We start from the raw sequence: 21,981 nt of genomic DNA, 5'->3' as shown, positions 1-21,981 counted from the left end.
TGCGTTAATTACAATAAAAATATTAATGCACTATAGTATTAACGTTCGATTAAAAATCAGTTTTAATGAATGGATAAATCAATAGCAAAACAAAAAAACTTAAAACTCTGTAAAATTTATTTTGCAATACTGTTGTTTTTATCCATACCCTCTATCAAGGTGCATGCACAAACAAATAGTCATATTATTTCTAATGGCTCTTTAGCAGAAAAAATATATTTACAACTAGACAAAGACCTTTATACCACAGGGTCTACAATATGGCTTAAAGCTATCCTCACAAAATCTTTTGACAATGTTCCATCTAATCTAAGCAAGATTTTATATATAGAACTTATAAATTCAAAGGAAAGTATTATTGAAAAAAAACTCATTAAAATTGACAATGGCATAGGTCAAGGTTATTTTGATTTACCTTCAGCATTAACTAAAGGAACCTATCTTATTAGAGCTTATACAGAATGGAATAAAAATTTTGACCCTGATTTTTTCTTTGAAAAATATATTCAGGTATTTACTCCGCTTGATAATAACTACCAAGAAAATGCTATAAGTAATGTCACATTAATTAAAGATCCAAATGGAGATAACCATTTAAAGGCTATTCTCAACCCTTTTGTTCTAGATAGCCTTCATAAAAACAAGTTGAGTCTTTATATTAATATTGATAATGTAAAGGATTCTGTTTCCATTAAAAAAGAAAAGGGCGATAGTTACCAAATCGATTATATAGTTCCTAAAGAAAGTGAGTTAGCAACTCTGGAACTTATCACTTCCAATCAAAAAAAATATTCCAAAACCATTGTTTTAGACGAAAATTTTATTGATTTACAATTCTTTCCTGAAAGTGGCGAATTAGTCCATGGATTATCCAGTAAAGTGGGCTTTAAAGCATTGGATGCTTATGGTAAAGCAATTATAGTGGAAGGCGATATTCTTGATAGTTCTAATACGGTTGTTACTTCTTTTAAAAGCAACAACCTAGGCATGGGTAGTTTTGAATTGAACCATGTAGATAGTAACCAAAGTTATTATGCCAGATTGAATAAAAATTCGAATGAAACTGAAACCTTATATCCTTTGCCTAAAGTCGTCTCTACAGGCAATATAATAACTATTCAAGAAAAGGACAAAAACATTTCTGTGAATGTCTCTTCTAGTTATTTAAAAAACGATAGTATTTTTTTAAATGTATCTTTTAGAGGTGTCACACTTTATGATTTAAAAGCTAAATTGAAAGATGGCAATCTAAAATTTCTGTTTTCGAGCAATGAACTTCCCGAGGGCATTATTGTTTTCAAAATGATGAACCAATCAAAATGGACAGTTGCTGAACGACTTTTTTTCAATAAAAGACTAGGAAAAAACCTAAATGTAAAAACAACTACTGATAAGCCAAATTATGAAAAACGAGAATTAACTAATATATCTATTGAGACCTTAGATATAAATAATAAACCAGTACATGCCAGCACTTCTGTTTTAGTCATAAATAAAGAGCAATTGGGAGACATGCAAAATATGCGAGATAACATAGTATCTTATTTTTTGCTGAGTTCTGAATTGAAAGGACAAATAGAAAACCCTGGATATTATTTCAACAACAATCCAAACATGTTCTCTGATTTAGATGCCTTGATGCTTACCCAAGGTTGGAGACACTATAAGTACACGAAGCCTTTTGACACACTGTCTTTTAAACCAGAGACTTCTTTAAATGTTTCTGGATACGTTACCAGCCAACTATCCCAAAGCAAAAGAAAACTTGCTGAAATTACCATGATGACATTTGGTGAAAGTTCTAATTTTTACTCACAAGCAACGGACAGTCTTGGCAATTTCCAATTCAATCTATCTGATGAATTTGGAAAAGACATGGGCATTATACTCCAAAGCGCTAAAGAATCTGGAAAAAAAGTCAATTATAACTTTTTTATAAATAGAGAGAAATCTCCCAACATCACTTTTAATCATAAAAAATCTGCAGAAAAGTTAGATAGCATCTCCAAAATATTTGTTGACAAAGAAGCAGAACGAAAATTTGCCTACAATGACTTCTCATTAAATTCAGACGATATCATTCTAAATGAAGTCGTTATAGATGCTTACAAACTAACCCCGAACCGTAAAAAGGTAATAGACCGATTTGGAAAACCTGATTTGGTTATAGAAGGTAAAGATGTTGCTGAAAAAGAAAAAAAATGGTCTTATGGTCTTTACAGCGTGCTGATGTTTAGTTTTTCTGATAAACTTACAGTTAGAGTGGGAGACAATGGTAATTTATACGCAACAGCATTTAACAATGAGCCCACTTTGGTTGTTATAGATGGTATTCCTGTAAAAGAGAATGAATACGAGTTTATTCAAAACATCCCCCCGAGTGAAGTAAGCAGTGTCGAAGTCATTGAATATGCAAAAAACTTCCCTATTCTTTATTGCGAAGTATTTCCTCAAAGATGTAATCCACCACCGGCCTTTGGAAACATTATCGCCATATACACCTACGCTCAACAGGGTGTATTGGGTGCAAAAAGTCCAAAAGGCATTATGAAAACATTTATTCCTGTGTTGGCGCAAACAAAAGAATTTTATGCCCCTAAATATGATCACACAAACCAAAATGATTTAGCTAAACCCGATTTAAGAGCTTTAATCCATTGGCAACCTATATTAAAAACTGATGATTCCGGTAAAGCTAAAATATCATTTTATAATGCAGATTTAACAGGAGACATGATGGTTGTTATTGAAGCTATTACAGAAAATGGTGATATTGGTTATCAAGAATACACTTATAAAGTTGAATAAAAAAATCCAACCTTTTCAGGTTGGATTTTCTATTATATATATTTTTAAAATTTATCTCGAATAATTAGGAGATTCATTAGTAATAGTCACGTCGTGTGGATGACTTTCATTAATACCACTAGACGTTATTTTAACAAACTGCCCTGTTTCTTTTAGGGTTTCAATGTCTTTGGCACCACAATAACCCATCCCGGCACGCAAACCACCAACAAACTGATGGATGCTTTCATATAAATCTCCTTTATAAGGCACACGACCCACAATACCTTCTGGTACTAATTTTTTAATATCATCTTCCACATCTTGAAAATAACGGTCTTTACTACCTTCTTTCATAGCTTCCACAGACCCCATACCACGATAGGATTTGAATTTTCTACCTTCATAAATTATGGTCTCTCCAGGCGATTCTTTAGTACCTGCTAAAAGCGAACCTAACATAACCGAATCGGCTCCTGCTGCAATCGCCTTAGGAATATCTCCTGTGTAACGAATGCCTCCATCTGCGATTACTGGTACACCAGAACCTTTAATAGCTGCGGCTACCTCTAAAACTGCAGAAAATTGCGGAAACCCAACACCTGCAACCACACGAGTGGTACAAATAGAACCTGGACCAATACCTACTTTTACAGCGTCGGCACCAGCTTCAACCAAATATTTAGCAGCGGCACCAGTCGCAATATTCCCAACAATAACATCCAACTCAGGAAATTTAGCTTTAATTTGTTTTAAAACGGTTACCACACCTATAGTATGGCCATGTGCCGTATCAATAACCACAGCATCTACACCAGCATTTACCAAGGCTTCTGCTCTTTCTAAAGCATCCGCTGTAACACCTATGGCAGCAGCCACACGCAAGCGTCCATATTGATCTTTATTGGCATTTGGTTTCTGAGTGAGTTTTGTGATATCCCTAAAGGTTATTAACCCCGATAATTTATAATCGTTATCTACAATTAATAACTTTTCAATTTTATGTTCCTGTAAAATGATTTCTGCGTCTTTTAAAGAGGTGCCTATGGGTGCGGTTACTAAATCTTTACTAGTCATAACCTCAACAATAGGCCTACTTTTTTTATGTTCGAAACGCAAATCCCTATTAGTTACAATACCTTTTAAAATTCCGTCTTCATCAACAATTGGAATACCTCCAATACCATGCTCTGCCATAGCTAATTTAGCATCCAGAACTTTTGCTGTAAGCGGTAAGGTTACAGGATCTATGATCATGCCACTTTCCGCACGCTTTACCTTTCTTACTTTTAAAGCTTGAGCTTCTATCGACATATTCTTGTGTAATACACCAATACCTCCTTCTTGCGCCATGGCAATGGCCATTTTGCTTTCTGTTACCGTATCCATAGCCGCAGAGACAATAGGTACGTTAATCGTAATATTTTTTGTGAATTTTGTTTGAATACTAACTTCTCTAGGTAAAACTTCTGAAAAAGCTGGAACTAAAAGGACGTCGTCGTAAGTAAGGCCTTCCCCTACTATTTTGTTTTGATGTGCAGTCATGGCAATTACGTTATAATTGCGTGCAAATTTACGCTTTTTTCGTTTAACTGAGGTAAATAATGTTATTTCTTTTAATGATAAGAACTAAAAATCTTAGTAGCTTCATTATGTGCACTTTCAAAACTCAAAGCATTTAAATTATTTACTTTTTTAGATGTAAAATAAGACAGCATTTTTTCAGTGGGCATATTACCTGTTAACTCATCCTTTGCCATAGGGCACCCTCCAAATCCTTGGATAGCTCCATCAAATCGTTTACATCCTGCGCTGTAAGCAGCATCAACTTTTTCAAACCATGATTCATAAGTAGTATGTAAATGAGCTCCAAATTCTATATCGGGGTATAAAGAGATTAAATTTGAAAACAAATAATGAATGTTTTCTGGATTTGAACTTCCAATAGTATCACTAAGCGATATTATTTTCACGCCCATTTTAGATAACTTATAGGTCCATTCTCCTACAATATCAACATTCCAAGGGTCTCCGTACGGATTTCCAAATCCCATGGATAAATAAGCAACCACTTCTTTATTGGTTTTTTGGGAGATATTTAAAATATCATCTAATATTAAAACTGACTGCGCTATGGTTTTATGAGTGTTTCGCATTTGAAAGTTTTCTGAAATAGAAAAAGGGTACCCTAAATAATCAATTTGCGAGAATTGTGACGCATCCATTGCGCCTCTTTCATTAGCGACAATGGCCAATAATTTACTTTTTGTGTTACTCAAATCTAATTGAGATAAAACCAAAGCAGTATCGAACATTTGTGGAATCGCTTTCGGTGATACAAAACTACCAAAATCAATGGTATCAAAACCAACACGCAATAATGATTGTATGTATTGAACTTTAGCTCCTGTTGGAATTAATTTTTTTATGCCCTGCATAGCATCTCGAGGGCATTCTATGATTTTAATTGGACTTGGCATACATCATTCAAAATATAAGATGATAAAAATACTATTATTTTTTGGAAGCTTTAGTGATTAATTAAACCCTAGATTTTAAATTAATTTGACAATAAATCTTTGATACATAAAACAATGCTCAAAAAAATGATGTAATTGTTAAATAATCGATAAAATCAACGCTATAACGTTTTTATTGTCCTACCGTTCTAATTAAGAATACATTTGAAAAAATGTTTGGTCCCAAATGAATATTTTTACTTCAAAATTCGGCATTTTAATTCTAACGATATTTTTATCATCAACTTGCTATATCTCATCTCAAAGCATTTCAGAGCCAATTTGTGGGACCGTGACATCCTCTGAATCTATTGAATTTTATAATAGTTTGAAACCTCAAATTAAAAAGTACGAAGAACAATTTAACACCATATCATCATCTTCTACTTATAGTAAGTCTAATTCAAAAATTGTTAATTCAATTCCCATTAAAGCACATATTATTAGAAACTCTAATGGTAACGGTGGCTTAAGTGCTAATGATTTAAACTTAGCCATTAATGAAATGAATAGCATCTACGCAAACGCTTACCTAGAATTTTATTTGAGTGGAGGCATAGATTATATTGACAATAACAACTTATGTCATTTTAATAAAGCCAGGGAAGCCGCCCTCATTAGCAGCTATTATACTCCAGGTGTATTGAATATTTACTTTTTTGATTACATAGAAAATGAAAGTAACATCAACATATGTGGTTATACTAATAATGTTGGTAAATTAGATATTATTGTGATGCAAAACAGCTGTGTCCTAAATAGCTCTTCTTTATCTCATGAAGTTGGGCATTTCTTTTCATTAATACATACACAAGGCCCCCAAAGTGAAGGATTAACTACAGAATTGGTAAATGGCAGTAATTGTGACACAGATGGGGATGGTATATGCGATACACCAGCCGATCCGACATTAAGCAATTCAAATGTTGACAATTTTTGTAATTATATAGGAAATGAAGTGGATGCCAATGGCGATCATTTTCATCCAGACACTCAAAATATCATGTCCTATTCTTTAAAAGGATGTCGCTCTCATTTTTCAACAAAACAATTTGCTAGAATGTTTGCATTTTATAAAACAGCAAAAAACTATTTAGCAGACCATTCATTTAATGCCAATATTATTGCAGATGTTAATCAAACCTGTGATGATAAATTAACCGTCCAATTTAGCAACAACAGTCTAAATGCTACAAGCTGGAAATGGGATATCGATAGTGATGGTATTATAGATTATAAAACACAAAACCCCATACATACTTTTGAAAAGGGAACTTATGATGTAACACTGACCATTTCCAATAAATCAAACACCATAACCAAAACATTTTACAACTATATAAAAGTAGGCACTCTAAAAACAACCCCTTTGGTCGAAAATTTTGAAAGTTTAGAAACCGCAAACGATACCGGTTGGACAACCACAGATGTTTCTGGAAATGGATATAATTGGTTTATTAATTCAGGCAACACTGATTCTGAAGGTACTGGACCAATAACCGATAACACAACTAAAACAAAAAAAGGTTCTTACATTTACACTGAAGCTTCTGGCTCACAACCTGGTGACACTGCAGAATTCCTATCACCTTGTATTGCTATTAAATCATCCAGCTCAAAATTAAAATTTGCCTATCATATGTTTGGTCCCCATATTGGAGAACTGCATGTAGATATCCTAACAGACGAAGGTGTTATTAATGATATTATTCCCGTTCTATCAGGAAATAAGCAAACAAATCAAGAAGATGACTATACACTTCAAACGGTTGATTTATCTGCTTACACAAATCAAACCATTAAAATTAGATTTAGAGCTGTAAGAGGTTCTAGCTGGGAAGGAGACATTGCCATTGATGACATTAGTATAACTGGTAATGAAATTCCTAAACCTACAATAAATAAAGGAGGCATAGCAAATGCGACCATCTATCCAAATCCCGTAAATGGAGGAACACTTAATATTTCTTCAGAGGTTATGAATAGCTCTATCCATTATGAAATATCAAATCTATACGGACAAGTATTATCTAAAGGTATGCTTAATAGCAAGCAAATTAATGTTGGTAATTTGCCTGAAGGAACTTATATTTTGAGTATTAATGATGGTACTAGCTGGGCTATTAAAAAATTCATCAAGTAAGATTACTTTTTAATTAAAGCCTTATTGATATCTTTAATAAGTTTTGGCCCTTCATATATAAATCCAGTGTAGAGTTGAATTAAATCGGCTCCAGCTTCCATTTTTTCCATAGCATCTTTTACCGTATGAATTCCACCGACTCCTATAATCGGAAATGCCTTGTTACTTTTCTCGGCTAAAAACCGAATGACTTCAGTAGAACGATTGGTTAATGGTTTTCCACTTAATCCGCCGATTTCCACTTTACTTTCAGATGTTAAACCGTCTCGGGAAATGGTGGTATTGGTCGCTATAACCCCATCAATCTTAGTATCTTTTATAATATCAATAATATCCAACAATTGTTCATTGGTTAAATCTGGAGCGATTTTTAATAATATAGGCTTCTTTTTTATATGGTTTGAATTTTCAATCTGTAAATCCTTTAAAAGATTGGTTAATGGCTCTTTATCTTGTAAAGCTCTTAAATTGGGTGTGTTGGGGGAGCTGACGTTTACCACAAAATAATCTACATAATCAAACAATGTATTGAAACAGATTTTATAATCATCCACGGCATTCTCATTAGGAGTCACTTTATTTTTCCCAATGTTACCTCCAATTAACACATGCTTCCCTGTCCTGAGCGTAGTCGAAGGATTCTTTTTTAATCGCAATACAGCGTCTTCAACGCCGCCGTTATTAAAACCCATGCGATTAATAATTGCAGAGTCTTCCTTTAAACGAAACAATCGTTTTTTAGGATTGCCTGGTTGCGCTTTGGGAGTCAAGGTGCCTATTTCAATAAAACCAAATCCGAGATTGGACAATTCATTAAACAATTTGGCATCTTTATCAAATCCAGCTGCCAAACCAATAGGATTTTTAAATTTCAATCCGAATAATTCTTTCTCTAAAGAAACATCTTCAACACGATACATGTTTTTAATAATACCAGATACTAAAGGAATTTTATTTACTAAGCGAATCAATGAAAATGTAAAATAATGCACATCTTCAGGGTCAAAGAAAAATAAAATAGGACGGATAAGTAATTTATACATAGCGAAGTTGAATTGCGTCACAAAAATACCATTCATTTCACAAAAAACAGCATGAAGCATTTGAAAATTAATAGTATTTTTGATGTGAAAAATAGCAAATCATTACCACTTTAAAAATCTTAAAAAAAATCAATTAAAATGATTGATAAACAACACATTATAAACAGATTCATTAGTTACGTTACCATAGACACTCAATCAAATCCTGATAGCGACACCACCCCAAGTACCGAAAAACAATGGCATTTGGCAAATAAATTAGTCGATGAATTAATTGCCATTGGCATGCAGGATGTTAGTATTGACGACAACGCTTACATCATGGCGACCTTACCTAGCAACGTTACCCACAACGTGCCAACAATCGGGTTTATTTCCCATTTTGACACCTCACCAGATTTTTCAGGAACCAACGTAAAACCTCAGATTATTGAAAAATATAACGGAAAGGATATTGTTTTAAATGCCGCTGAAAATATTGTGTTATCCCCAGATTATTTTGAAGATTTACATCTTTACAAAGGTCAAACTTTAATCACTACCGATGGCACAACGCTTTTAGGAGCCGATGATAAAGCAGGAATTTGTGAAATCATGACGGCTATGGAATATTTAATCAATCATCCTGAGATTAAACACGGCACTATTAAAGTCGGTTTTACGCCCGATGAAGAAATAGGCAGAGGTGCCCATAAGTTCGATGTGAAAAAATTTGGAGCTGACTATGCTTACACCATGGACGGCAGTCAAATCGGAGAACTAGAATATGAAAATTTTAATGCTGCGGGTGCCAAAGTTCGCATCAAAGGCGTGAGTGTGCATCCAGGCTATGCTAAGGGCAAAATGGTGAATTCCATATACATTGCTACCGAATTCATTCATTCGTTACCACGCTTAGAAACACCTGAACACACCGAGGAATATCAAGGATTTTTCCATTTACACACTATAAAAGGCGATGTGGAAGAAACTGAGTTGCAATACATCATTCGCGACCACGATAAAGGCCATTTTGAAGCTCGTAAAGATATGATGCTTAAGCTGACGGATGAGCTTAACTCACAATATGAAGATGATGTTGTAAGTATTGAGATTAAAGACCAATACTATAATATGAAAGAAAAGGTAGAACCTGTGATGCATATTGTTGATATTGCTGAAGAGGCTATGAAACAATCAGGTATTAAACCCCTTATAAAAGCCATCCGTGGGGGTACGGATGGGTCTCAACTTAGTTTTATGGGATTACCGTGCCCGAATATTTTCGCTGGTGGTCATAATTTTCACGGACGTTATGAATACGTGCCTGTAGAAAGTATGATAAAAGCCACCGAAGTTATTTGTAAAATCGCGGAGTTAACAGCTTTAAAAAAATAATATGTTATGTACGTCACTTCTACCAATATAGCCAAACCACAAACCATTATTTTTAGAGGTAAAAAAGTGACGACCGGTATTTATAAAACACCTACCATCCAACCTATTTATTTAGGAAAAAGCGACGTTAAAGATGATGAAGTCACCGACCGAAGGTATCATGGTGGCGAATTTAAAGCCTGTTATTTGTTTTCTGAAAATCATTATGATTATTGGAAAAACCTCTATCCCCATTTAGATTGGAATTGGGGCATGTTTGGCGAAAACCTAACTATAAATGGATTGGATGAAACCAAGCTCCACATTGGAGATATCTATAAAATTGGCAAAGCCTTAGTTCAAATAACCCAACCCAGAGAACCGTGTTATAAATTAGGCGTGAAGTTTAGTTCACAAAAAGTTGTCAAGCAATTTTTGAACCATGGATTCCCAGGGACCTATGTTCGTGTGCTAGAAGAAGGTTTTGTTAAATCTGGTGATGCCATGTCGCTTATAGAATCTGCCCAAAACAGTCTAACCATCCATCAATTTTATAATCTGCTATTTTCCAAAGATAAAAACCAGGAGCATTTAGCCTTGGCTGTTATAAATGAGGCACTTCCTTTAAGAAAAAGGGAGAAACTTCAAGCATTTATCATATAAACCCCCTCCCTAAAATCGCAATAACTTTTCAACTATCTTTGTTACCAAATATTTTGTAGCATTTTGAAAGACCTTTTACTCATCACGCCTCCGTTTACGCAATTAAACACGCCCTATCCAGCCACGTGCTATTTAAAAGGCTTTTTGAACACCAAAAATATTAGTTCCTTCCAAATGGATTTGGGTATTGAGGTCATTTTAGAACTCTTCTCAAAAAAAACATTCCAACATCTTTTTGAACTAGCCTTTAAAAACAACAGCATCATTTCTGAAAATGTACAACGTATTTATGCGTTACAAAACGCTTATTTACAGCCTTTAGATGATGTCATCGCCTTTCTGCAAGGCAAAAAACCAACCTTTGCCAGACATATTTGCACAGAGAATTTTTTACCACAAGCCTCCCGTTTTGACCAATTAGATGAACTCGATTGGGCATTTGGAAGTATGGGCATGCAAGATAAAGCTAAACATTTGGCCACCTTGTATTTGGAAGATTTATCCGATTTTATTATAGAATGTATCGATCCTAATTTTGGGTTCAGTCGTTATGCGGAACGTTTGGGTTTGAGTGCCAACTCGTTTGATGAGTTATACGAACAACTACAAAACCAACCTACCTATATTGATACGATTACCCTAAAGATTCTTGAAGAAAAATTAGAAACCACACAGCCAAAACTGGTCTGTTTTTCGGTACCATTTCCAGGGAATTTATACAGTGCATTTCGTTGTGCTCAATATATAAAGACCAACTACCCAAACATAAAAATTGTGATGGGTGGCGGATTCCCCAATACCGAATTACGGTCGGTAACCGACGCTAGGGTCTTTGAATTTTTCGATTTTATTACCTTAGATGATGGCGAATTGCCTATTGAACTATTGGCCTCACCCAACCCCTCCGAAAAAAGGGAGTATAAACGCACGTTTCTTTTAGAAAACGGACACGTTGTTTATAAAAACAACAGTACCAAACCAGATTACAAACAAAGTGAGGTAGGCACCCCTGATTATTCCGATTTACATTTAGATACATATATTTCCGTGATAGAAATCGCCAACCCCATGCATAGCTTATGGAGCGATGGACGATGGAACAAACTCACCATGGCACACGGTTGCTATTGGGGCAAATGTACCTTTTGCGATATTTCGTTGGATTATATTAAAATTTACGAACCCATTGCTGCCAAAACCTTGGTAGATCGCATGGAACAACTCATGGAGCAAACAGGCGAAACAGGATTTCATTTTGTAGATGAAGCCGCTCCTCCTGCCCTTATGAAAGCTGTGGCTTTAGAAATCATCAAACGTAAACTCACCGTCACGTGGTGGACCAACATCCGGTTTGAAAAAAATTTTACCAAAGATTTGTGTCTGCTACTCAAAGCATCGGGGTGTATTGCGGTTTCTGGCGGACTGGAAGTGGCTTCCGATAGATTATTGGCACTTATTGACAAAGGCGTTACCGTGGCACAAGTGGCTCAGGTGACTAGAAATTTTACCGAAGCCAACATCATGGTTCACTCGTATTTGATGTATGGTTACCCCACACAAACCGTACAGGAAACCGTGGATAGTTTAGAAATGGTACGTCAGTTATTCGAAATCGGCGTGTTGCAATCTGGGTTTTGGCATCAGTTTGCCTTAACGGCGCATAGCCCGATTGGCTTAAATCCTTCTGAATACCATATTATTCCCAACACCAAACCCATTACGTTTGCTAATAATGATATCGCGTTTACTGACACTACGGGCATAGACCACAATTTGTTTAGTTTCGGACTCAAAAAATCGCTTTTTAATTATATGCACGGTATTGGTTTTGAACTGCCGTTGCAAGATTGGTTCGATTTTAAAATCCCGAAAACTACCATTAAAAACGATTTTATTTATAACTGCTTAGAAACTGAAACGCAATTTAACACTAAACCCAATACAAAAATAGTGTGGCTAGGCACAAAACCTTTTGTTAGCGAAACTTCCAAAACCAAAAAAGGACAAACGTATTATACTTTACAAGCCACGTTTCACAGCACTACGGACACCTTTACCATCGCTTTAGATAAACATCATGGCACTTGGTTTTTAAATGTATTGGAAAGTTTAAGTCCGAACAACACGCAATTACCATCTTTTTCAGACTTAAAAAAAGATTTTGAAACCAAGTTTGATGATTTTGAGTTGTTTTGGTTTTCAAAACCGATGATGGTTTTACGAGAGAATGGGTTGTTGGTGTTGTAGTGAATTCAACTTTTAATTTATTTTGCAAACTTATGCGTTTACTTTTTATACAATTTGTAAACTTATATGTTTACTTTTTTATATATTTGTAACAATATAAGTTTACTTTTTAATTTAATTGTAAACTCAATTGATTACAAAATGAGAAATAAAAGAAAGCTTTTAATTGAGCAATTAGACCAAAAGCTAAAACCATTTCAAAAAACAGAAATGGTTTTGATTCCTGATAAAGGATGGATTCATACTATCCGTACGGCCCTCAATATGACTATGAATCAACTTGGAAACAAACTCAAAACCACCAGACAAGCTGTGAAAAGGCTTGAAGACAATGAAGTAAAAGGCTCCATCACCATTAAATCCTTAAAAGAAGTTGGCGAAGCCATGGATTTAAAATTTGTGTACGGTTTTGTTCCCAAAAACGGAAGTTTTAACGATTTGATTAATATCAAAGCTGAAAAATTAGCTCAGAAAATAGTTTTAAGAACCAATCAGAATATGAAATTGGAAGGTCAAGGTATTGGTGACGAAAAATTAAATGAAACTATAAAAGATTTGGCGAGTGAGATAAAAAGAGATATGAGGAAATCGTTATGGGATTAGAATTAGATTATAAAGATGGCCAAACGCCTATAAATGAAGAAGAAAAAGAAGGCCTCAAAATAAAATCAATAACAACACAAGGCGAATTAGATGAATTTGAACAGCTAAATATTGAAAAAGCAATGGAATGGACTATCCATACCAATTTAAAGCAAGACAGAATATTAACTGAAAAATTCATAAAAGATTTACACAAAAAAATGTACAGTGATGTTTGGAAATGGGCTGGGGAGTTTAGGAAAACCGATAAAAACATTGGAATAAAATGGACACAAATAGGCTTAGAATTAAAAAAACTTATTGACGATACTATATATTGGATACAAAACAAAACGTATTCAGATGAAGAAATTGCAATCAGATTTAAGCATAGGCTTGTAGCCATTCATTGTTTTTCGAATGGAAATGGTAGACACTCCAGAATGATGGCTGATATCATTATCGAGCGTATTTTTGGAAAGCCCATTTTTAGTTGGAACAAATCAAATATGGTTAAACCGGATGAAACACGAAAAATGTATATCTCCGCATTAAAAAAAGCTGACAATGGTAGCATACAAACCTTGCTTAAATTTGCTAGAAACTAAAAAGTAATATTTTTGCTCATATTTAAAACAAACTCCAAAACATGTCCGAGATTCTAAAAGCACATATAAATAAATTCGTTACGGTAAATGACGAAGAGTTTGAAGCCATTCTTTCCTATTTCCAATTTAAAAGGATATCAAAAAAAGACAATCTTCTGGAGGAAGGACAAATATGTAAGTCCAATTTATTTGTGTTACATGGCGTTCTCCGTAAATTTTTCATCAATGACAAAGGCACGGAACAAACCACTGAATTCGCCATAGAACAGTGGTGGATGAGCGACACGTTTTCATTTATAAACCAATCGACTACAGAATTTTATATTCAAACGGTGGAGAATACCGAACTTTTATATATAGACAAGGTAGATTATGAAAAACTTTTGGAAACCCATCCTGTTATGGAAAAACATTTCCGTTGTATTTACCAAAAAGCCTATGCCGCCGCACAAATGCGTATTAAATTCCTTTATGATTATTCCAGGGAAGAACTCTATTATCATTTCCTAAAAGCACAGCCTGAATTTTTACAGCGTGTGCCACAATACCTCATCGCTTCTTATTTAAATTTCACACCAGAATATTTAAGTGAAATCCGTAAAAAAGGGATTTCTTAAACCAGTTTAAGTTTTTCCCGTTGGCAGTTTTCCAATTTTGTAATGTTAAATTAAAACAACAAAATCATGGAAAAACGTATCAACATCAATCAAGTAGAGCCACAAGCCTATAAAGCGATGTATGCTTTAGAAGGGTATTTAGCAAACATAGACATCTCTAAAACCTTAAAAGAACTTATTAAAATCCGTGCCTCGCAAATCAATAATTGTGCGTACTGTATTGATATGCACACTAAAGACGCCCTAAAATATGGAGAAACCAACCAACGTATCTTTTTGGTGAGTGCCTGGAGAGAAGCCACTAAATTCTTTACGGAAGAAGAACAAACCGTTCTAGCTATGACTGAAGAAATCACTTTGATTCATCAAAACGGTTTAAGTAAAGACACCTACCAAAAAGCGGCTGGATTTTTTACAGAAACCCAAATAGCACAAATTATTATGGCCATTGTAACCATTAATGCTTGGAACCGTATTGCGGTAAGTACCCATCAAGAGATTGAATGATTTTTAACCACGAATGCACTGATATTTTTATTGGTGTATTTGTGGTTTTTTTATGCTTTCTTATGAGATTAATATTTTAAATGGAAGTTCGTTTTGTCAGAAAAAAATTCTAAATTCGTTTAAATATCGTTAAATAAGAATTGAAACTTTTTTTATCTTGATAGTTATCAGTAATGCTAAAAAGCCACACCATATTGAAAACGGCAAATATTTTTGCTACTTTTACCCGAAAAAAATGACATTCACTTCACACCAACTAAGAGATTTTTCAACACTTTTTTCGAGAAGTGAGGTAAATCGTTGGTTAAAAGGTGATTTTGAATCTATAGACGTTAAGCTTGAAAGATATAACCTTACTGAACAAAATAAGGGAAACACATACTTAAAATTCCTTCGAAATACTTACCATATTCTTGAAAACAATTATCCTAATGAATATGTTTTAAAAAATGAATTTTTAAACAAATGGCTAAAAAGCGAACTAGGAACGAATAATTCTGTCATATTTAATGAATTCAGAATCGGCAAAGCCATTGCTGACTTGGCAATGTTCAATGGAGTTTCCAAAGCTTTTGAAATCAAAACCATTTTAGATAAAGAATATAGATTATCAAACCAACTTCAACAGTATAAGAAAATCTTCAATGAAGTTTACATTATTATTCCAAATATACACATATCGAAATATTCAAGTTTTGATAATTCAGTTGGTATAATTTCTTTCGACTCTAGTTCGAAAAAATTCGAACTCATTAAAAAAGCAGAAAGAAAAGTTGATATTGACACGAATACATTAATGGAAATTCTTCACACGAAAGAATATCTAGAGATTTCAAAAGCATATTTCGGAGGACTTCCTAAAATAAATGCTTTTAATCAATTTGAAATATGTAAAGAACTGATATCAAACATACCAAAAAACGATTTGAATAAATTATTTCTAAATGCTATGAAAAAAAGAAATATTAACAATCAATTTTTCAATAAGGTAAATAATGAATTCAACCAGATATGTCTTTCTCTGAATTTAAAAAAACAGGAAAGAGATAACCTAATTAATAGTTTAAAAATAAACACTATTTAGATTATGTATTTCCCCTATTTAAGAGCAAGACAATTTGAATTAATTAGTTTAAGGGAACTGGTTAGCGAAGATAAATTACAAAACATAACCCCTGTTTTAGAACCCGTAAAGCAGAGTTTTAATAATCTTAATTTAGCGCATAAAGTATTTCAAGAAAAAGACTTTAATGCTTATTTAATTGTAAATCCATTTCAAGGAGAAATGCCCGGAGATACAGAATTCTTTCTTACTTACATTTCAGAATTAGAAAATAAAAAATTTTTACACGCATTTCATTATTCTGATAACGCAGATTATATCTTATCAAATATTGAAAAATACAATTTAGAAGACTGCTTAATAATTTGTCTTGATAATTTTTCAGATGAAGAAAGCCTAAAACAATTGTGTTCAATTGATAAGATTAGTAAAATTATGCTTTTAGAACCTCACAAGTATAGAAGCTTAGACAGACACATTAAAAGTCTTGGGAAGCTTTATATAAGATTAGATGACATATTTGAAAAGCAACAAAAAAATGCTGATTTTTTGAATATTCAAGCTCATAAATTTACAGAAGAGCATTTGTATTATGGTCAAGATAGTTATCAAGCATTTGCTGACTTTACTGTATTACCAAGTGAATTTGTAGATGGCGGCAGTACACCAAGAGCTGTTGCTATACATCTTACTTATTTAAATGCAGAGTTTGAAAATCAAATTTGGATTAGACATTTTACTTCCACATCTAATGATTCGATTGCGAACGTACAGGGCAAATTTGCAGAAGCAGCAACAAAAGCGGTAGATTTCTGCATTAATTTACCATTATTAAATTCTGCTACAAATGAATTAAAAAAATACTTGGATGAGGCTAGATATCCTGGTTTAGGGACTGTTAAAAAGATTTCTATCAAAAATCATTTACTAATTGTAAGTGACTTTCTAAATTAGCATTATGCAATACGTTTGCAAAAATTGCTTCACTGATAAAGAACTGAATGGGTTTATCATTTCTCAAGGAAAAATGGGAAATTGTGATTGTTGTAAAAGTGAAGATATTGAAACTATTGAATTAATAGAACTTTTAGATTTCTTCAAAGAATTATTTGATAATTTCCAATTGAAAGCTGATGGCAAGAGTTTAATTTCTTCTATTCAAGGCAATTGGAACTTATTCAGCAATTTAGATTGTGGTCACAAGATACTTAATGAAGCTCTAAATCAAACAGCATCAGCAATTAATAATTCAGATGATTTAGTTGATTTTAGTGATGAAATTCTCGAAAATATAAATTATTGGTCTGTATTGAAAGAGCAATTAAAATGGGAACGAAGGTATTTCACTAACATTGAAAAATTGACAGAAGATTTAGGTTGGGATAGTTTTTTTGAAAGTAAAACTACAATAAATAATGACGAAACTTTTTATAGAGCTAGATTACATCAAAATTCGCAAGAAGAGACTTACCCAATTGATAAAATGGCTTCTCCACTTGCGATATATGCTTCAGCTGGACGTGCAAACCCAATAGGTATTCCTTATTTGTATTTAAGTGATAATGAAGAAACTATTCTATATGAAGTTAGAGCATCGTATTTAGACGAGGTATCTGTTGCAACTTTTACAAAGAATGAAGAATATCAAAGTGAAATTATAATTTCTGATTTCACAGAAATACCAACATTATATCATCCTAATTGGGTTAACAAAAAGATTAAATCTACATTATTAAAACAATTAATTAGTCGAGATTTATCAAAACCAATGAGGAGATATGATTCTGAAATAGATTACATTCCAACTCAATTTATTTGTGAATTCATTAAAACATTCACTAATGTTCAAGGAATCAAATTCAGAAGTTCACTTCATAATATCGGCTCTAACTTAGTCCTTTTTAATCAAGAAACTATGAAATGCAGAAATGTTAAAAAAGTGCAGATTTTAAAAGTTCACATTAAATCTAGAGACTTATAAAAGCACTAACGATATCAGCCGTTTTCAAACCGACAAACCAATAAGTGGTAAATTAAAAAACCTAACCCTCAAAAACAAAGATCCCTAAATAATCTCTTCCACATGCTTTTTAATATTTGCCGAAATCTTTTCAATAGGCAAATCGTTAGCATCAAAGCCAAAAGGGTCTTCTATTTCTTCGGCAATCAATTCTAAACTTGCCAAGACGTAAAAGACAAAAATAACCACGGGTACGGCATAATATCCCAAACTAAACACATACCCAAAAGGCAAGGTCATCACATAAAAAAAGATGAATTTTTTAATAAACGCACTGTAAGAATAGGGAATGGGCGTGTTTTTAATCCGTTCGCAAGCGCCACAAATATCTGTAAACGACTGTATTTCGGCATTTAAAACAATCAATTGGTCACCCGAAATTTTATGCTGTTCATGCAAATCGTGCAGCTTTTGAAAAATCATTTTAGCCACTTGGTTGGGGCGGTGTTTATGGTGGTCGATATCGAGGCCTTCATACAATTGCAAACTGGTTTCTACATCGCTTAAATGTTTAGACAATATGGAGGCATAACCCGGAATTAATTTCCTAAAATATATACGGTCATGTTCTTCCTTCAACATAACACTGAGTTTCATGGCTAAATTTCGGCTATTATTAACCAAGGCTCCCCACAGTTTTCGACCTTCCCACCAACGGTCGTAAGCCGTATTGGTTCTAAACACCAACAACAAAGAAATCACAAAACCCAACATACTGTGCATCACAGTAATGTTTGACAAATGGTTTTTCTCGGACAGTTTCCAGTACTCCAATTCCAAATAGCCAACACCATAGGTATAAAGTCCTATAAAAATCATCATAGGAATGAGTTTCCGAAACGTATCCGATTTATGAAATCTAAAAATAAATGTGATCCAGTCTTTGGGATTGTATTGTACCATGCAGAGTCGTGTTAAAATGAGTTATGGGTAAAATTAAAGAATGTTTTATCTATATACTTTAAAATTTATTAAAAAATGACCAGACTACTTTTATGTATCTTTGCAACAAATTTATGATTCATGTCGTTTAAAGACTTACAATTAAACAAACCCATTTTAAGAGCCGTTGCAGAAGCCGGTTACGATAACCCGACCTTGGTTCAAGAAAAAACGATTCCGCTGGTATTGGCTAAAAAAGACGTGATTGTTTCGGCTCAAACAGGCACAGGAAAAACGGCTGCCTTTGCTCTCCCTATTTTGCAATTATTGTTTGATAAGCAAGACGCTAGCAAAAAAGGCAAGAAAATAAAAGCCTTGATAGTAAGTCCGACGCGCGAATTGGCCGTTCAAATAGAAGAAAATTTTAAAACATACAGTGCTTACACCAATTTAAGAACCACCGTGGTATATGGAGGTACCTCTATTGAACCTCAAAAAGAGGTGCTTAAAAAAGGCGTTGATATTTTAATTGCAACCCCCGGCCGTTTATTGGATTTACACAAACAAGATGTTGCAAACTTAGATTATGTTGAGATTTTGGTTTTAGATGAAGCCGATTTAATGCTCGATATGGGTTTTATTGATGATGTGAAAAAAGTGGAACGTTTGTGCACCAGAGAAAAACAAATTTTGTTGTTTTCGGCAACCATTCCGTTTAAAGTGGAACAACTAGCGAATACTATTTTAAATGAACCCGAACGTGTGGAAGTAGCTCCTAATTCATCCACATCTAAAAACGTGAATCAGGTTTTATATTACGTCCCAAAACGCAATAAAATAGAATTGTGTTTGCATTTATTACGAAACAGCATCAAAGGCAGTATTCTTATTTTTAGACGTACCAAATTTGGTGTTGAGAAACTGGAACAAACGCTGATTAAAAATGGTTATAAAGTGGAAAGTATCCACGGTGATAAGAGTCAGAACCTACGTCAAGAAGCTTTACAGAAATTCAAAAATAAAGAAGCCAACATTTTAATAGCTACCGATGTGGCGGCTCGTGGTATTGATATTGATAATTTAGATGCCGTTGTCAATTTCGATTTACCAAATGTGCCAGAAACTTACGTCCACAGAATTGGTAGAACGGCCAGAGCTGGAAATTCCGGAACGTCCTATTCCTTTTGTTCAGCAGATGAAAAAGCCTATGTGACTACCATTCAACAACTCATCAACATGCAATTGGATGTAATTGAAGACCACCCTTATCCATTGGACCCAAAAGCAAAAAAGGAAATCCATAAAACCCCAGGCAAAAGCAAGCATAAAAAAGGGCGCAAAAGTGAAGGCTCCAAAAAAAATAAGAAACGCTGGTATTAGGTTAGATTTTTAGACTGCTTGGCTTTTAGATGATTAGATTCAAGACCTGTTTAATTCTCAAACCGTTTATCCATATATTTTTTTAAGACAGAAACCTGTATTAAAAGCATGAAGACCAATAATACACAGGCATATGCAGCTGTTTTTGAAAAATGAAAATCAGCCAATGGGTTTTTAATGTCATACGTTGGCAACATATCTACATGCAAACTAGTTAACCAACCTGCACTTTCGGTTTGTGTTCCAAAAATGGTATATATAACTAAAGCGACCACGCTTAAAGAAATAACAGCCCATGCTTTTTTAGATATAAGAGGTTGATAGGTGGTTACCTTACTATCTTCTAACGCATCGATTTGAGACATCACTGAAGCTGTAAAATTAAAAGAAGGACTTTCTACGGCCGTATTTTTAATGACTTTTTTAGATAATGTATCTAAATATTTATCTGTTTGCTCGTTCATAAATTTCAATTATTTCTGGTTGTAAGCGCTCTTTTAAAATAGTCGCTAGCTTTTTCCGACTTCTAAATAACTTCACTTTCACATGATTTGGGGTTAAGTTCATGACTTTGGCTATCTCATCTAAACTCTGTTCATCAAAGTAATATAAAGTTAACAAAAAAGCATCTTCACTTGGCAATAATGTGATGCAATCTTGAATGGCCTTATCACGCTCATTATGTTCTAAAGTATCTAAAGCATTGTCAATGTTTTTTACTTGATGTTCCGTAAATTCATCTATTGGCACATCATTAAAATACTTTTTATTCTTTTTTAATCTATCTAAACAGGTATTATAAGCCACTCTATAAATCCATGTTGAAAATTTAGAATCACCTTTAAACGTATTCAAAGACTTATACACTTTAATAAAAGTATCTTGCGCAACTTCTTCGGCCTCTTCCCTATTTTTAAGCATTTTCATAGTCAACGAAAACACTAAATCCTTATAGCGATCTACCAATACAGAAAAAGCACTGGTATCGCCATCTATAATTAAGCTAATATAATGTTGGTCGTTGGTTGTCATGCATTACTAAGACGACATTACATAAAACTAGGTTACAGTATTATTTAAAATAAATAAATAAAAATTAGTGTAACCTAAAATCAAAACCTATCGTCATAAGCTATGAACACATTAAAAACAATCAATTAAAAAACAAATAATCATGGAAGAAGTTTTAATACCAATTAGTTTATTCTTGACCGTTTTCGGAATCGTATATTTATACTTATCTACAAGAAACAAAGAACGCTTAGCGCTTATTGAAAAAGGAGCCGATGCGAGTATTTTTATGGGCGACAGAAGCAATTCTTCACCCATCAGGAAAGTGATACTATTAAATTTAGCGTTGTTGCTCATGGGAATTGGTGTCGGCATATTCCTAGCATCTATACTTGAGAATGTTGGAATCCAAGAAGATGTTGCTTACTCAGGAACTATTTTCTTAATGTCCGGGGTTAGTTTATTTATTGGATTTAATATGACTAAAAATTTAGATAAAAAATAAAAATCACATCATCAATCAAAGCATAAAAAACCTAGACTTTTAAAAGTT

The 21,981-nt window shown here is 33.7% G+C and carries 20 protein-coding genes; 14 read left to right on the top strand and 6 right to left on the bottom strand.

The genetic code is table 11. The features are described from left to right. Window positions 1–69: 69 nt before the first annotated feature. Entirely contained in the window at window positions 70–2,808 is a 2,739-nt protein-coding gene (locus DKT72_RS00375) for a hypothetical protein (protein ID WP_111306734.1), read from the top strand. Between the two features lie 51 nt (window positions 2,809–2,859). Here DKT72_RS00375 and guaB read toward each other — a convergent pair whose 3' ends face one another. Next, entirely contained in the window at window positions 2,860–4,332 is a 1,473-nt protein-coding gene (guaB, locus tag DKT72_RS00370; RefSeq protein WP_111306733.1) for an IMP dehydrogenase, read from the bottom strand. Window positions 4,333–4,403: 71 nt separating this feature from the next. Then, window positions 4,404–5,267, bottom strand: coding sequence for a hydroxymethylglutaryl-CoA lyase (locus DKT72_RS00365; protein WP_111306732.1), 864 nt, complete (start codon window positions 5,265–5,267; stop codon window positions 4,404–4,406). 226 nt (window positions 5,268–5,493) lie between these two features. Between DKT72_RS00365 and DKT72_RS00360 the strand changes: the two genes are divergently transcribed. Continuing rightward, entirely contained in the window at window positions 5,494–7,449 is a 1,956-nt protein-coding gene (locus tag DKT72_RS00360) for a T9SS-dependent choice-of-anchor J family protein (protein ID WP_111306731.1), read from the top strand. Window positions 7,450–7,451: 2 nt separating this feature from the next. Here DKT72_RS00360 and DKT72_RS00355 read toward each other — a convergent pair whose 3' ends face one another. After that, window positions 7,452–8,492, bottom strand: a complete 1,041-nt coding sequence (locus DKT72_RS00355; RefSeq protein ID WP_111307033.1) for a quinone-dependent dihydroorotate dehydrogenase — start codon at window positions 8,490–8,492, stop codon at window positions 7,452–7,454. A gap of 138 nt (window positions 8,493–8,630) precedes the next feature. Here DKT72_RS00355 and pepT point away from each other — a divergent pair, with 138 nt between their 5' ends. The 10 genes from pepT (at window position 8,631) to DKT72_RS00305 (ending at window position 18,116) form a co-directional block, all read left to right on the top strand. Further along, a complete protein-coding gene (pepT, locus tag DKT72_RS00350; protein WP_111306730.1) occupies window positions 8,631–9,869 on the top strand; it encodes a peptidase T in 1,239 nt (412 codons plus the stop codon). Between the two features lie 6 nt (window positions 9,870–9,875). Beyond that, the gene (locus DKT72_RS00345) at window positions 9,876–10,511 is read left to right on the top strand and encodes an MOSC domain-containing protein (protein WP_111306729.1); all 636 of its coding nucleotides are present in this window, start codon (window positions 9,876–9,878) and stop codon (window positions 10,509–10,511) included. Window positions 10,512–10,574: 63 nt separating this feature from the next. Further along, the gene (locus DKT72_RS00340) at window positions 10,575–12,758 is read left to right on the top strand and encodes a B12-binding domain-containing radical SAM protein (RefSeq protein ID WP_111306728.1); all 2,184 of its coding nucleotides are present in this window, start codon (window positions 10,575–10,577) and stop codon (window positions 12,756–12,758) included. A 141-nt stretch (window positions 12,759–12,899) separates the two neighbouring features. After that, complete coding sequence (locus DKT72_RS00335; protein ID WP_111307032.1) at window positions 12,900–13,361, top strand: mobile mystery protein A; 462 nt, start codon at window positions 12,900–12,902, stop codon at window positions 13,359–13,361. Then, a complete protein-coding gene (locus DKT72_RS00330; protein WP_111306727.1) occupies window positions 13,352–13,948 on the top strand; it encodes a mobile mystery protein B in 597 nt (198 codons plus the stop codon). The genes DKT72_RS00335 and DKT72_RS00330 overlap by 10 nt, the downstream gene beginning before the upstream one ends. A gap of 41 nt (window positions 13,949–13,989) precedes the next feature. Continuing rightward, entirely contained in the window at window positions 13,990–14,565 is a 576-nt protein-coding gene (locus DKT72_RS00325) for a Crp/Fnr family transcriptional regulator (RefSeq protein WP_111306726.1), read from the top strand. A gap of 66 nt (window positions 14,566–14,631) precedes the next feature. Further along, window positions 14,632–15,072: a carboxymuconolactone decarboxylase family protein gene (locus DKT72_RS00320; protein ID WP_111306725.1), complete on the top strand. Its 441-nt coding sequence runs from the start codon at window positions 14,632–14,634 to the stop codon at window positions 15,070–15,072. A 235-nt stretch (window positions 15,073–15,307) separates the two neighbouring features. Next, the gene (locus DKT72_RS00315) at window positions 15,308–16,156 is read left to right on the top strand and encodes a sce7726 family protein (RefSeq protein WP_111306724.1); all 849 of its coding nucleotides are present in this window, start codon (window positions 15,308–15,310) and stop codon (window positions 16,154–16,156) included. Window positions 16,157–16,159: 3 nt separating this feature from the next. Beyond that, complete coding sequence (locus DKT72_RS00310) at window positions 16,160–17,089, top strand: sce7725 family protein (protein WP_111306723.1); 930 nt, start codon at window positions 16,160–16,162, stop codon at window positions 17,087–17,089. 4 nt (window positions 17,090–17,093) lie between these two features. Next, on the top strand, window positions 17,094–18,116 hold the full coding sequence (locus DKT72_RS00305) for an RES family NAD+ phosphorylase (protein ID WP_111306722.1): 1,023 nt from the start codon (window positions 17,094–17,096) through the stop codon (window positions 18,114–18,116). Window positions 18,117–18,200: 84 nt separating this feature from the next. Here the strand turns inward: DKT72_RS00305 and DKT72_RS00300 are convergent, their stop codons facing one another. After that, on the bottom strand, window positions 18,201–19,058 hold the full coding sequence (locus tag DKT72_RS00300) for a bestrophin family protein (RefSeq protein ID WP_111306721.1): 858 nt from the start codon (window positions 19,056–19,058) through the stop codon (window positions 18,201–18,203). Window positions 19,059–19,178: 120 nt separating this feature from the next. Between DKT72_RS00300 and DKT72_RS00295 the strand changes: the two genes are divergently transcribed. Beyond that, complete coding sequence (locus tag DKT72_RS00295; RefSeq protein ID WP_111306720.1) at window positions 19,179–20,417, top strand: DEAD/DEAH box helicase; 1,239 nt, start codon at window positions 19,179–19,181, stop codon at window positions 20,415–20,417. Window positions 20,418–20,467: 50 nt separating this feature from the next. Here the strand turns inward: DKT72_RS00295 and DKT72_RS00290 are convergent, their stop codons facing one another. Then, complete coding sequence (locus DKT72_RS00290) at window positions 20,468–20,881, bottom strand: hypothetical protein (RefSeq protein ID WP_111306719.1); 414 nt, start codon at window positions 20,879–20,881, stop codon at window positions 20,468–20,470. Continuing rightward, window positions 20,862–21,449: an RNA polymerase sigma factor gene (locus DKT72_RS00285; RefSeq protein WP_111306718.1), complete on the bottom strand. Its 588-nt coding sequence runs from the start codon at window positions 21,447–21,449 to the stop codon at window positions 20,862–20,864. The genes DKT72_RS00290 and DKT72_RS00285 overlap by 20 nt, the downstream gene beginning before the upstream one ends. A 142-nt stretch (window positions 21,450–21,591) precedes the next feature. On the opposite strand from DKT72_RS00285, the gene DKT72_RS00280 reads away from it, so the two are divergent. Continuing rightward, a complete protein-coding gene (locus tag DKT72_RS00280; protein WP_111306717.1) occupies window positions 21,592–21,933 on the top strand; it encodes a DUF6249 domain-containing protein in 342 nt (113 codons plus the stop codon). Window positions 21,934–21,981 lie beyond the last annotated feature (48 nt).

Source organism: Confluentibacter sediminis (assembly GCF_003258355.1).
Classification (GTDB): Bacteria; Bacteroidota; Bacteroidia; order Flavobacteriales; family Flavobacteriaceae; genus Confluentibacter; species Confluentibacter sediminis.
Note: the sequence above shows the minus strand (reverse complement) of the source record. Positions and strands in the feature narration are given on the sequence as shown.

Coding starts and splice junctions, on each gene's coding strand:
- DKT72_RS00375 (WP_111306734.1), top strand. CDS start 70: ATGGATAAATCAATAGCAAAACAAAAAAACTTAAAACTCTGTAAAATT.
- guaB (WP_111306733.1), bottom strand. CDS start 4,332: ATGACTGCACATCAAAACAAAATAGTAGGGGAAGGCCTTACTTACGAC.
- DKT72_RS00365 (WP_111306732.1), bottom strand. CDS start 5,267: ATGCCAAGTCCAATTAAAATCATAGAATGCCCTCGAGATGCTATGCAG.
- DKT72_RS00360 (WP_111306731.1), top strand. CDS start 5,494: ATGAATATTTTTACTTCAAAATTCGGCATTTTAATTCTAACGATATTT.
- DKT72_RS00355 (WP_111307033.1), bottom strand. CDS start 8,492: ATGTATAAATTACTTATCCGTCCTATTTTATTTTTCTTTGACCCTGAA.
- pepT (WP_111306730.1), top strand. CDS start 8,631: ATGATTGATAAACAACACATTATAAACAGATTCATTAGTTACGTTACC.
- DKT72_RS00345 (WP_111306729.1), top strand. CDS start 9,876: ATGTACGTCACTTCTACCAATATAGCCAAACCACAAACCATTATTTTT.
- DKT72_RS00335 (WP_111307032.1), top strand. CDS start 12,900: ATGAGAAATAAAAGAAAGCTTTTAATTGAGCAATTAGACCAAAAGCTA.
- DKT72_RS00330 (WP_111306727.1), top strand. CDS start 13,352: ATGGGATTAGAATTAGATTATAAAGATGGCCAAACGCCTATAAATGAA.
- DKT72_RS00325 (WP_111306726.1), top strand. CDS start 13,990: ATGTCCGAGATTCTAAAAGCACATATAAATAAATTCGTTACGGTAAAT.
- DKT72_RS00320 (WP_111306725.1), top strand. CDS start 14,632: ATGGAAAAACGTATCAACATCAATCAAGTAGAGCCACAAGCCTATAAA.
- DKT72_RS00315 (WP_111306724.1), top strand. CDS start 15,308: ATGACATTCACTTCACACCAACTAAGAGATTTTTCAACACTTTTTTCG.
- DKT72_RS00310 (WP_111306723.1), top strand. CDS start 16,160: ATGTATTTCCCCTATTTAAGAGCAAGACAATTTGAATTAATTAGTTTA.
- DKT72_RS00305 (WP_111306722.1), top strand. CDS start 17,094: ATGCAATACGTTTGCAAAAATTGCTTCACTGATAAAGAACTGAATGGG.
- DKT72_RS00300 (WP_111306721.1), bottom strand. CDS start 19,058: ATGGTACAATACAATCCCAAAGACTGGATCACATTTATTTTTAGATTT.
- DKT72_RS00295 (WP_111306720.1), top strand. CDS start 19,179: ATGTCGTTTAAAGACTTACAATTAAACAAACCCATTTTAAGAGCCGTT.
- DKT72_RS00290 (WP_111306719.1), bottom strand. CDS start 20,881: ATGAACGAGCAAACAGATAAATATTTAGATACATTATCTAAAAAAGTC.
- DKT72_RS00285 (WP_111306718.1), bottom strand. CDS start 21,449: ATGACAACCAACGACCAACATTATATTAGCTTAATTATAGATGGCGAT.
- DKT72_RS00280 (WP_111306717.1), top strand. CDS start 21,592: ATGGAAGAAGTTTTAATACCAATTAGTTTATTCTTGACCGTTTTCGGA.